Below are 11,906 nucleotides of genomic sequence, written 5' to 3' on the forward strand. Positions count from 1 at the left end.
GGTGAAAGCGTGCAAAACGAATATGTATTGCAGATGAAAGATATTCAAAAAGAATACTATGGTAACAAGGTATTAAAAGGTATTAATTTGAATATAAAACCCGGTGAGATTCATGCCATTGTTGGGGAAAATGGCGCAGGTAAATCGACACTGATGAATATCCTATTCGGTATGAGAGTGATTCATGATACGGGTGGGTTTGAAGGTGAAGTCATCATAGATGGTGAAACGGTTGTTGCCAAATCATCGGAAGAAGTTATGCAATTGGGTGTTGGCATGGTACATCAAGAATTTATGTTAATTCCTGATTTTACTATAGCAGAAAACATAAAATTAAATAGAGAGATCACTAAGCCAAACTTTGTGAGTAAAACTTTTAATAGTGGAAGTTTGGAGTTTTTAAATCGTAAATTAATGAATGAAGAAGCGAAAGTTGCACTGGATACTCTTGGGATGGATATCAAGGAGACAACTAAAGTCGCAATACTACCAATCGGTCATAAGCAGTTTATTGAAATCGCTAGAGAGATTGATAAGGAAGGCATCAAGTTATTGGTATTTGATGAGCCTACTGCTGTGTTAACAGAGTCTGAAGCAGACAATCTTCTAAAGGCAATGAAGGCTTTAGCGGACAAGGGTATTGGTATTTTATTCATTACACATAGATTAGATGAAGTAAAAGCTGTTACTGATAATATTACCATTATCCGTGACGGTGAACACATTAAAACTGTACCTACCTCAGAAGTGAGTGTAGAAGAAATTGCAGGTTTAATGGTTGGTAGACAAATTTCAATTAGTCAAAATGAAGACATGAAATCTGAAGCTGAAATTGCAGCGCTAGAAACAGTTTTAGAAGTAAGAGACCTTAAAGTACATATGCCTGGGGAAGAAGTTAAGGGTATTGATCTTGATGTAAAAAAAGGTGAAATTCTTGGTATAGCAGGCCTTGCTGGTCATGGTAAGATTGGTGTTGCTAACGGTATTATGGGTTTACACAGTGCATCAGGCCAAGTTAAGTTTAAAGGTGAAAGCCTTGCAATTGAGAATACCAAAGCTTCGTTGGCTAGAAATATTGCCTTTGTATCAGAAGATAGAAAGGGTGTTGGTCTACTTTTAGATGGCTCCATAGAAGATAACATTATGATCACTTCTATGCAGGTTAAAAGACAGTTCTTAAATGGACTGGGTTTGATAAATAAGCCTAAAGTTAGAAAACATGCTATGGATATGATTGAACAGTTAGATATCAGATGTACGGGTCCAACCCAACCAACTAGAAGATTATCTGGTGGTAACCAACAAAAGGTATGTCTTGCAAGAGCACTTACTCAAGAGCCGGAGTTACTCTTTGTATCAGAGCCAACTCGTGGTATTGATATTGGTGCCAAAAAACTTGTACTAGACTATTTGACCATGCTTGCAAAAGAACATAACGTAACTGTTGTTGTGACTTCTTCAGAACTTGCTGAGCTTAGAGCTGTTTGTGACAGAATCGCCATTATAGCAGAAGGTAGACTGGAAGGAATTCTTTTACCGTCAGCAGAAGATGTTGAGTTTGGTTTGATGATGTCTGGTGAATATCATAAATATAAAGGAGGTAACTCATGAATTTAGTTAAACGTCTTGGTTTACCTCGTATCATAATCATTGCATTCTTTATTTTCCTTTGGGTTGTAGCAGGTGTAAAAGCATTACCTATACCTATTTTAATGAAAGATTCTTTGGTAAGAATTGGTATGAACTTGATTATGGTACTTGCCATGGTGCCTGCAATACGTTCAGGTATAGGCCTTAACTTTGCCCTTCCTATTGGTATCATTTGTGGTATCTTAGGTGGTGTAATGGCCATAGAGTTTGAGATTATAGGTATTTTGGGCTTCTTGTATTCTTTAGCAATCGCTATTCCATTATCAGTAGCATTTGGATGGATATATGGGATCATGCTTAATAAGATCAAGGGATCAGAAATGCTGGTATCGACCTATGTCGGTTTCTCTATCGTATCTCTCTTCTGTATAGCATGGATTGTATTACCTTTTACATCAGATGAAATGAGATGGCCAATTGGTGAAGGTTTAAGAACCGTTGTTTCTTTAGAATCGACATTTGGTGGTATCTTAAATAGATTCTGGGCTATAGAGTTCTCAAATGGATTTGTTTTCCCTACAGGTTTAATCCTGTTTGGTGGATTTGTATGTTTGGTTTATTACATATTCTCACAAACCAGAGTTGGTATTGCTATGAAAACAGTAGGTGATAATCCTAAGTTTGCAGCAGCAACTGGTTTAAACGTTGATCGTTATAGAATTTTAGGAACCATTTTATCGACTGTACTGGGTGCTATCGGTATGGTTGTATTTGCACAGTCATTTGGTTATATTCAGCTTTATACAGCACCATTAATGATGGCATTCCCTGCAGTAGCAGCAATCCTAATCGGTGGTGCAACAGCTAAAAAAGCCAATATTTCTTTTGTAATCATTGGTACTATCTTGTTCCAAGGTCTATTGACTATTTCATTACCTGTAGCAAGTAGTTTCTTCGAAGGTGGTAACATCTCTGAGGTTATCAGAATGATCGTTCAGAACGGTATCATCTTGTATGCATTAGCACAAGGAGGTGGCGAATAATGGCTGAGAACACAATGGTTCAAACTGATCAATCAAGATCAAAAAAGATATTACGTTTTATCATTGATAACAGTGTTACCTTATTATTTGTTATCATCTGTATTTTAGGTGTTATAGCATCAAAAGAACAACCTTTTATATTGGTATCTATGCTACTTGAAAGAATGACAAGAAATACCTTCTTAGTATTGGCTCTTTTGATTCCGGTTGTTGCAGGTATGGGACTTAACTTCTCCATTACCATTGGTGCCATGGCTGCTCAGATAGCTATTATCTTTGTAGCATACTTTAAAATTCCATCAGTTGGTGGTTTATCAGTAGCATTTTTAGTGTCTACGCCAATTGCCTTAATCTTAGGTATGTATATAGGTAAACTACTTAATAGAACACGTGGTCAAGAGATGATTGCATCTATGATCACAGGTTTCTTTGCAGATGGTATTTATCAAATGATTTTCTTATTCATGGCTGGTACCATTATACCTATGACAGGTGACTTTGTACTTTCAAATGGTATGGGTCTAAGAAATACCATTGACTTAATGAAAGACAACGGTATGGGTAAATCAATGGATAAGATCATTGAGCTGGATTTCTTCTTTGTAACTATTTTCTTTGGTATTGCAATAATTGCATACTACCTATGGAAGTTAAACAAAGATAAGCCTGAAGGCATGGATAAGAATAAAAAAATCGGTGGTGTTGTACTGGGTGTTCTATTGACAGTGTTCTCAATTTTGGTTCAATATACGTCAATTCTACCGCATAAATATGGTTTACTTAAAAACGTTAAAATGTCGGTATTCACAGCAATTGTAGTTGGATTGTTTGCAGCATTCAATGTTATTATACTAAATACAAAACTTGGTCAAACGCTTAAGACTGTTGGTCAAGACAAGCATATTGCTGAAGTATCAGGTATAAAGGTTAATAAGATAAGAGTCTTAGCTATTATGTTATCAACATTGTTTGCTGCTTGGGGACAAATTATCTTTATTCAGAACTTAGGTATCTTAAATACTTATGGTTCGCATAAGCAAATTGCCTTATTCGCAGTTGCAGCTCTACTAATTGGTGGTGCATCTGTTTCTAAAGCAACTATTGGTCAAGCTTTCCTAGGTGTATTATTATTCCATACACTCTTTATCGTATCTCCAAAGGCTGGTCTAAACCTATTTGGTGACGCTCAGTTGGGTGAATACTTTAGAACATTCGTAGCATATGGTGTTATCGGTGTATCTTTAGGTCTTCATGCTTGGAAAACTATGATTATGAAACGGCAAGAATGATTAAAGCGTCATACCTTTAGGGTATGGCGCATTTTTACGAAAAGTAAAGACATATTCATGTGTAAAAAGAGAATAGGCACTTCATATATCCTAAAATAAAGAAAAGGGGTGATATGATGAAGAAAGTAATTTTAAGTTTACTAATAATAATTTTTTTAGTATCTTGTCAAGATGGAGAAAAGTATTCCGAAATTGTTGTTAAAGACAATCAAATAGAATTTGATGGGATATATTATGATGTACAATCTGTACTAGAAATGACTTATGAGTACAATGTTAAAGATCAAGTCGCTAAGACGGTTTTAAAATTTAATGATGAGACAAGTACTAGTGAATTTTATTATGACAATGATTTACTTGTGGAAGAAAAAAGAATCTCACCTCATATGACAAACCATGTCTATTATGAATATGATGATGGAAGAAAAGTTAAACAGACCTTTGTTTCGGACGCTGGGAATTTAATCACAGAGTTTGAGTATGAAGAGGATAAAAGAAAAATCACTTTTTATGATACGGATGGAAGCATTTCTCACTACAATGAAGGTTTTGTTGATGAAGATGGCAACATCATAGATTTTGTAAGCTATGATAAAAATGATGTTCAGTCGAGTCATACGGTTAACACTTTTGAAGAAAATTTGATGATAAGAAGTGTATCAGAGACTGTGGATGGTACTAGCTTTAAGTCGTATTATGAATATGATAAGTTTGGAAATAAGACCTTTGCTTATAGGGTGAGATTTTCTGAGGATATCCTCATGTATCTAGATTTTTATGAATATGAATATAAGAAGGACTTGATTGTTCATATGAAAAAATATCGTGTACAATCTGTGATAGAAGAAAATCAAATTAGAAGTTATTGGGACTAAAAAATCACCTTTCGGTGATTTTTTTAATACATGTGATTTAAAGGACCTCTACCTTTTCCTATATTTAAGTCTGCTTTTATAGCGCCTGAAATATAGTCTTTTGATTTTTTGATAGATTCTTCCACGCTGAAGTTCTTTGCCAAGTTTGAGGCAATAGCAGAAGAGAGAGTACAGCCTGTACCGTGTGTATTTTTATTTATATATCTTTCACTTGAGTACCAATAGCACTGTCCCTTTGTATAAAGTAAATCATTGGCTTTTTGACCAAAATGACCACCTTTGATAAGGAGGCTGCCGTTTAAGTTCTTAGAGATGATTTTAGCTGCCTCAATCATCTTTTCTTCAGAATCGATGATCATACCACTGAGCTTTTCAGCTTCAGGAATATTTGGTGTTATAACAGAACCAAGTGGTAAGAGTTCTTGAATCAAGGCATCCATAGCCTCGTTTGAAATTAGTGGATCACCACTAGTTGCAACCATGACTGGGTCTACAACAATATTTCTTGCATTGTATTCTTTTAACTTTTTAACGATGACACTTATGATTTCAGAGTTGGCAACCATGCCTATTTTAATGGCATCTGGATAAATATCTTTGAAAATAGTATCAAGCTGTTGTTCAATGAAGTCCGGTGAGATTTCTACAACGCCATAAACACCAGTTGTATTTTGAGCTGTAAGGGCAGTTATACAAGACATGCCATATACGTCATGGACTGTCATTGTTTTCAGGTCCGCCTGAATACCAGCACCTCCAGAACAGTCAGAACCTGCTATGGTAAGGACTGATTTCATCTTATCTTGAATAAGGTGGTTGTTAACCTCTGTTAGAAGTTCAAGGCTTGCCATTTTAATATCTTCTTTAGAGTAGATAGCAGACACAACAGCAATACCGTCTACTTCAGAACCATGAAGGTCCTTGATGTTTTCTTTTGTAATGCCACCAATAGCTACTACTGGAATATTTACTGTTTGACAGATTTCTTTTAATGTCTCGTGTGATACCTCGGAAGCATCCAGTTTGGTACTTGTTGTAAATACAGCGCCAACACCCAGATAATCTGCACCATTTTTTTCTGCTTCAAGGGCCTGTTCTAATGTCTGTACTGAAACACCAATGATCTTGTCGCCGACTTTTTCTCTAACGTCTAAAAGTGACATATCTGATTGGCCTACATGAATGCCATCGGCACCAGACTTGATGGCGATATCTACATTGTCATTGATGATAAAAGGTACCTTATACTTGTTGCAAAGCTTTTTTAGCTCTATGGCTTCTTGTAAGAAACTATCCTCATCTAGATTTTTTTCTCTTAACTGTAGACAGGTAACACCGCCTTTTAGACTTTCTTCTATATGATCTATAAAAGTTTCTTTTGTTGACCAGGCCCTGTCTGTAACAGCGTACAAGGCCATGGCATGTTTATTATCGAATTTCATACTTTGCTCCTTTATTTAGACTCTCTTCATTTAACTTGTAGATTTCATCTATGATGTAGTTTCTATAGCTAGAACTGCCAGCATTGTTTTTCACTAGCGTTTCATAAGCCTGCTCGCCTGCTAAGCCCATAGACATGATTGCAGCAGCTGTCGCTTGTATGTGATTGTCTGGATTAGCCGAGACAAATGCAGTGATAAGAGCTGACAACATGCACCCTGTGCCTGTTACTCTTGACATTTCTGGATGGCCGTTTCTAATAACGATGGCCTGATCTTTACTTGCTACAATATCAATGGCGCCAGTTATTGCGATGATGGCATTGTTTTTTTCTGAAAAAGCTTTTAAAAATTCTATGGTTTCATTTAAGTTGTCTTCTGTAACTGTATCAATTGCATTGGCATCAACACCTTGAGTTGTAGTAGAACCCATAGCTAGCGTTTTGATCTCAGAGATGTTACCTCTTATGACTGAAAAGTTTACTTGATCTAATAGTGTTTTTGCAGTTTGAGTTCTGAGTTTAGAAGCACCTGCACCTACTGGATCTAGGACAACAGGGTGGTTTAGTGTGTTGCTTGTTTTGCCAGCTTGAATCATAGATTCAATGGTACGGGCATTAAGAGTACCAATATTAATGTTTAAGCCTGAACAAATGCTTGTGATTTCATCAACTTCTTCAATGGCGTCTGCCATGATTGGTGCAGCACCAATGGCAAGAAGGATATTGGCGCAGTCGTTTACAGTTACGTAGTTCGTGATGTTATGTACGAGTGGTGGTGCAGTTTTTACATTTTTAAGTAATGCTGATAAATTCATGTGATCACCGTCTTTCAAATAAATAGTAAGTAATAAAAAATGGAATGCCCAATAAGAACATTCCAGAAAAGTTTACAAGTGACTTCCTACGTTGGCATTATCCAAATCAGGTTAAAGGGTCGAAGTCCAAACTTCCTCTCAGCCGAGTCATCAGCTCCCCTGTATATTCATTTCATGGTAAATATACCATGCTTTTTTATCTAGGTCAATTGGAATAAGTGGATGATTTTGAAATATGACTTGGAGTAGTATTTGGTTAGAAATAAAATTGACCGTTTGGACAGTTTGTTATATAATGGACTTAAGGAGACACGTATGGATGGAAGAACTTTAAAAGGGCAGGAAACAAAGAAAAAAATAATATACGCTACATTACACTATTTATCAGACCATGGTTTAAAAAATATCAGTGCATCTAAAATAGCCAAACTAGCAGGTGTCTCAAAATCCAATGTTTTTCATCACTTTGAGTCAGTGGATATACTACCTATAGAGGCCATGAAAATGATAGCGAGTGACTTGATTGCCTTAAATAATGTGGATCAGGTATCTTCTTTCAGAGACCTGCTTATCTATATAGGTGATGAAATATTTAAGGACAATGAAGAACACGTTAACTTCTATAGATCTTTTTTCGTACTATATAATGAAGCCTTTCATGATGAAAGGTACAATGATTTAATTATGGATATCAAGCTTGCTTATGGAGAATCATTAAAAGACGCTATCATAACCTTAAACGGGGACATTTATGAGGACTTAGATGATTACTGTCAACTTGTGGCTGTTATAGCTGATGGTTTTGGCTGTCATTTCTTAACAGATTTAAATGTTACATATTACAAACGTCTATGGGCTATTCAAGTAGATATGCTTATAGATAAACTTGAGAAACTAAAAAAATAAGAGATTATTTTTTTAGATAAAAAACTGACCGATTGGACAGGAGGTTTTATGAACTATTCTATATTTTATTTTAGTGGGACAGGTAATACATGGTATGCAGCTCAAAAGTTGAAGTTGGCTTTAGGCAAAAATCATGTATCATGTTACTCAATTGAAAACGACTATTTAAAGGATAACTTAGAAAGCATAATTGAAGCTTCTGATCAAATCATCATAGGTTATCCCATTTATGGTTCGGAAGCACCTAGAATTATGCAGACCTTTATCAATGATTTACCGACTATGAAGGTTACCAAACCTTTGGCAGTTTTTTGCACACAGGCATTTATGTCGGGTGATGGTGCCAATTACTTGTCAGATGTTTTTTTAAAGAAGGGTTATCACTTGATGCAAACATTAGAATTAAAGATGTCCAATAACTTTTATGTACCTGTTTTTGTAAGAGCATTCAAAGTTGGAAATCGAGAAAAAATCAATAGAAGAAATGAGAAGGCTCATGAAAAAATCATAGAGTTTGCAGGTCAAATTAGACAAGGTGAGGCTGCGGTAAAATCTGTTAATGATATTCAAAATTGGCTGGGGGATACTCAGAGAAAACATATGGATACCTACATTGAAAAGGTTAATGAATCAATTTATGCAGATAACACTTGCACAAAGTGTGGCATGTGTGTTAAACTATGTCCTGTTGAAAACATAAAACTAACCGACAAGATTACTTTTTCAAATCACTGTATTGCATGTATGAGATGTTATCAATCGTGTCCAAAAGCTTCTATACAAATAACGGATGCTTCAAAGGATTTGGACAAGTACCCTAGATTTAAAGGCCCAATTGATAAGTTTGATTTTAATGTGCTAAAAGTATAAAAAGTTGTTGACATGTAGTATGTGCCGTGTTAGGATAGTTATGTTAGAAATGAATATTGCTTTTCCAAGTAGAAGTATCCGCTTCTCACCACGGCAGCTAGCGCTAGCCTGGTAGCGAAAAATTAGAGAATGACTATGATTTTTATAGCGGATATTTACATCCGCTATTTTTTTATTCTATGGATCCATAATGAAAAGCAAAACAATAAACCAGGAGGTGTAGCGTTATCAAGAAGACAGAAATCAATGAAGAAATTAGAGACAGAGAAGTAAGATTAATTGATGAAAATGGTGATCAATTAGGAATTGTATCAATCGATAAGGCGATGGAACTTGCCAATGAACGCGAGAGAGATTTAGTTAAGATTGCGCCAGGTGCTAAACCGCCAGTTTGCAAAATTATGGATTACGGAAAGCATAAGTATGAACAAGCTAAGCGTGATAAGGAAGCTCGTAAGAAGCAAAAGACGCAACAGGTTAAAGAAATCCGTTTAAGCTTAAATATCGAAGAGAACGATATCAAGACTAAGGCTAAGAATGCAGCTAAATTCTTATCTGGTGGCGACAAGTTAAAAGTTAGTTTACGTTTTAGAGGTAGACAATTAGGTCACACTAACCTAGGTTATGCTGTATTTGAAAAATTTGCAAAAGAAATAGAAGAATTTGGCACAATGGATTCGCGTCCAAAGATGGAAGGTCGTTCAATGACTACCATGTTTACGCCAATTAAAAAGTAGTGAAAGGAGGGCGTGAATATGCCTAAAATGAAGACACATAGAGGTGCTGCTAAGAGAATTAAGGTGACAGGCACTGGTAAATGGAAAAGAGGACAAGCTTACACAAGTCATATTCTTACTAAGAAGTCACCAAAGAGAAAAAGAAATTTAAGAAAAGCAACATTAATTTCTGCAGGTGATATGAAGAGAGTTAAGCAATTACTACCTTACAAGTAAGGTTTAAGAGGAGGTTTGAATAATGGCTAGAGTAAAAGGCGCTGTAAACGCAAAGAAAAAGCATAAAAAAGTATTAAAATTAGCTAAAGGTTACTACGGAATGAAATCAAAGATCTTTAAGGCTGCTAACCCAGCTGTAATGAGAGCTTTAAGATCTTCTTACGTAGGTAGAAAGACTAGAAAAAGAGATTTCAGAAAGTTATGGATTGCTAGAATCAATGCAGCTACAAGAATGCATGATATGTCATACAGCAGATTCATCAACGGTCTTAAGAAAGCAAACGTAGAGATCAACAGAAAAATGTTATCTGAGATTGCTATCCACGACGCTGAAGGTTTTGCTAAATTAGTAGCATTAGCTAAAGCTAATATCTAATATATGAATCAGAGGGAGACCTCTGATTTTTTTTATTTAGATTTTTGAAACCTATTAGAATCTTTAGCTGGGTGCAGAAGGTTCTTATTTTTAATCTGGCTCTAATGTTTTATTTTAATTTATATAATAAGATATTATCGAGGTGATTTGATGGAGATAAAGTATTTTGATGAAATAAATAAGGACGTATTAAAAGTTTGGTATTCTATGCCTTCAAAATATGATAAGTATAAGAAGCGTTACAGCAAGAAAAAGGATGCTGACTTACACAGACTTAATAAAAAGTTAAAAGCTGGTTTGAAGCGTCTAGATATCAATAAATTAGATGATGAGATTGCTGACGCCTTGGTTGATGAGGTTCAAACGTTTGCTGTAAGAACAATTGGCATGTCACAATCAGCTGTCGATGAAATTTTTAAGAAAGACTATTTTGAGCATAGTAAGACCTTTATAGAACGTGCCAGACAAGTTGAGCCTGAGATTGATAGAGAAGGCATATTTCAAGCTCTTAGAAATGTATGGGTCATGCATTCTATGCAGATGTATCTTGGACAAGAGGTAGAAATTACAGATTCTGTTTTTGCCTATTCCATGCTTTATCCTCTAACGGACAATTATCTTGATGATCCAGGTATTTCAAAAGCTGATAAGATGGATTTCAACATGCGTTTTAGAGAAAAAATTAAATCGGGCCATGGTCAAGGTCGTAATGAAGCTGAATGCAAGTGTTTTGAGATGATCGACTTGATTGAAAAGGATTGGAACCGCTTTGATCATCCAAGGGTATTTGAAGGTTTGTTGGCTATACTAGATGGACAAAATGCCTCCCTCCACCAGCATGGTATGAAGTCCTTGTTTGATAAAGACTTGCTGTCATTAACCTTTTATAAGGGTGGCTCTTCCGTGCTTGCTGATGCTTATTTGGTTAAGGGAGTTTTAAGTCGTGAGGAGGAGTTGTTTGCCTATATGTATGGTGTTATCCTGCAACTTGCAGATGATTTGCAGGATCTAGAAGTTGATTTAAAAGAAGAACACTTTACAATCATGAACATTCAGGGGACTTTAGGACATTTAGATACCATCTTACATAAGATGCTTAATCTCATAGATCACTTTATTGATAACCACTATGAGCAAAACACAAAGGCTCAAGTCGCCTTAAGAGAGTTAACACATGAAAGCATTCAACTACTTATTTTTGAAGCCCTTATGAGGAGTAAATCCTATATTTCAAAGGCTGTTTATAAGAGGATTTCAGAAGGAAGTCATTTTTCTACTAGGGCCTATAAGAAGGTAGAAAAGTCTTTTAACAAGCAGTTAAATACAATTGTAGCATCTTTGTAGTTTGTACATGATGATTTGTGGTATCAGTGTAATGATACCGGAGGTGATTGTATGAAAACGTATAAGTATTGTCAGTCATGTGGCTTTCCAATGAAAAAAGATCCAAATGGTGGTGGCAGTGAAAAAGATGGCAGTATCAACAAGAAATACTGTTATATGTGTTACAAAGATGGTGAGTTTCTGACACCTAAAGAAGTTGACACACCTAAAAAGATGCAGGACTTCTGTATAAACCAGATGAAAAAGTCTGGTATGAATGGCTTTGTAGCTTGGCTAGCTACCAGGGGTATTCCTAAATTAGAACGCTGGAATCAGTAGTATATATTATAGGTTTAACGACAAAACAAAGTTTTGTTGTTAAACTTATTTTTTTTGAATGTTTTGCTTATATTAGGGTAGTAATC

The 11,906-nt window shown here is 35.6% G+C and carries 13 protein-coding genes, 1 riboswitch and 1 other annotated feature; of the genes, 11 read left to right on the top strand and 2 right to left on the bottom strand.

The window, feature by feature from the left end; all coding sequences use genetic code 11:
• Nucleotides 1-9 precede the first annotated feature (9 nt).
• The 4 genes from EZV73_RS13795 (at nt 10) to EZV73_RS13810 (ending at nt 4,797) form a co-directional block, all read left to right on the top strand.
• Complete coding sequence (locus tag EZV73_RS13795) at nt 10-1,611, top strand: ATP-binding cassette domain-containing protein (RefSeq protein WP_240840922.1); 1,602 nt, start codon at nt 10-12, stop codon at nt 1,609-1,611.
• The gene (locus EZV73_RS13800; protein ID WP_240840923.1) at nt 1,608-2,633 is read left to right on the top strand and encodes an ABC transporter permease; all 1,026 of its coding nucleotides are present in this window, start codon (nt 1,608-1,610) and stop codon (nt 2,631-2,633) included. The genes EZV73_RS13795 and EZV73_RS13800 overlap by 4 nt, the downstream gene beginning before the upstream one ends.
• A complete protein-coding gene (locus tag EZV73_RS13805) occupies nt 2,633-3,922 on the top strand; it encodes an ABC transporter permease (protein WP_240840924.1) in 1,290 nt (429 codons plus the stop codon). The genes EZV73_RS13800 and EZV73_RS13805 overlap by 1 nt, the downstream gene beginning before the upstream one ends.
• A 116-nt stretch (nt 3,923-4,038) precedes the next feature.
• The gene (locus tag EZV73_RS13810; protein ID WP_240840925.1) at nt 4,039-4,797 is read left to right on the top strand and encodes a hypothetical protein; all 759 of its coding nucleotides are present in this window, start codon (nt 4,039-4,041) and stop codon (nt 4,795-4,797) included.
• A gap of 23 nt (nt 4,798-4,820) precedes the next feature.
• Here EZV73_RS13810 and thiD read toward each other — a convergent pair whose 3' ends face one another.
• On the bottom strand, nt 4,821-6,239 hold the full coding sequence (gene thiD, locus EZV73_RS28890) for a bifunctional hydroxymethylpyrimidine kinase/phosphomethylpyrimidine kinase (RefSeq protein ID WP_330637106.1): 1,419 nt from the start codon (nt 6,237-6,239) through the stop codon (nt 4,821-4,823).
• Nucleotides 6,226-7,053 carry a hydroxyethylthiazole kinase gene (gene thiM / locus EZV73_RS13825; protein WP_240840926.1) on the bottom strand — a complete coding sequence of 276 codons (828 nt, stop codon included), beginning with the start codon at nt 7,051-7,053 and terminating at the stop codon, nt 6,226-6,228. Before thiM ends, thiD begins: the two co-directional genes overlap by 14 nt.
• Nucleotides 7,054-7,119: 66 nt before the next feature.
• A riboswitch (TPP riboswitch) is annotated at nt 7,120-7,224 on the bottom strand.
• Between the two features lie 144 nt (nt 7,225-7,368).
• Between thiM and EZV73_RS13830 the strand changes: the two genes are divergently transcribed.
• From EZV73_RS13830 to EZV73_RS13860, 7 genes are all read left to right on the top strand, one after another.
• Nucleotides 7,369-7,959, top strand: a complete 591-nt coding sequence (locus tag EZV73_RS13830) for a TetR/AcrR family transcriptional regulator (protein ID WP_240840927.1) — start codon at nt 7,369-7,371, stop codon at nt 7,957-7,959.
• Between the two features lie 48 nt (nt 7,960-8,007).
• Complete coding sequence (locus tag EZV73_RS13835) at nt 8,008-8,829, top strand: EFR1 family ferrodoxin (protein ID WP_240840928.1); 822 nt, start codon at nt 8,008-8,010, stop codon at nt 8,827-8,829.
• A gap of 60 nt (nt 8,830-8,889) precedes the next feature.
• Nucleotides 8,890-9,008, top strand: a sequence feature (ribosomal protein L20 leader region).
• A gap of 63 nt (nt 9,009-9,071) precedes the next feature.
• The gene (gene infC / locus EZV73_RS13840) at nt 9,072-9,566 is read left to right on the top strand and encodes a translation initiation factor IF-3 (RefSeq protein ID WP_330637118.1); all 495 of its coding nucleotides are present in this window, start codon (nt 9,072-9,074) and stop codon (nt 9,564-9,566) included.
• An 18-nt stretch (nt 9,567-9,584) separates the two neighbouring features.
• Entirely contained in the window at nt 9,585-9,782 is a 198-nt protein-coding gene (rpmI, locus tag EZV73_RS13845) for a 50S ribosomal protein L35 (RefSeq protein WP_240840929.1), read from the top strand.
• 22 nt (nt 9,783-9,804) lie between these two features.
• Nucleotides 9,805-10,158: a 50S ribosomal protein L20 gene (rplT, locus tag EZV73_RS13850; RefSeq protein WP_240840930.1), complete on the top strand. Its 354-nt coding sequence runs from the start codon at nt 9,805-9,807 to the stop codon at nt 10,156-10,158.
• A gap of 150 nt (nt 10,159-10,308) precedes the next feature.
• Nucleotides 10,309-11,502, top strand: coding sequence for a hypothetical protein (locus EZV73_RS13855; RefSeq protein ID WP_240840931.1), 1,194 nt, complete (start codon nt 10,309-10,311; stop codon nt 11,500-11,502).
• A 51-nt stretch (nt 11,503-11,553) separates the two neighbouring features.
• Nucleotides 11,554-11,820 (top strand): zinc ribbon domain-containing protein, encoded by a 267-nt coding sequence (locus tag EZV73_RS13860; protein WP_240840932.1) that lies wholly within the window; start codon nt 11,554-11,556, stop codon nt 11,818-11,820.
• Nucleotides 11,821-11,906 lie beyond the last annotated feature (86 nt).

Source organism: Acidaminobacter sp. JC074, from assembly GCF_022496765.1.
Lineage (GTDB): Bacteria > Bacillota > Clostridia > Peptostreptococcales > Acidaminobacteraceae > JABXKX01.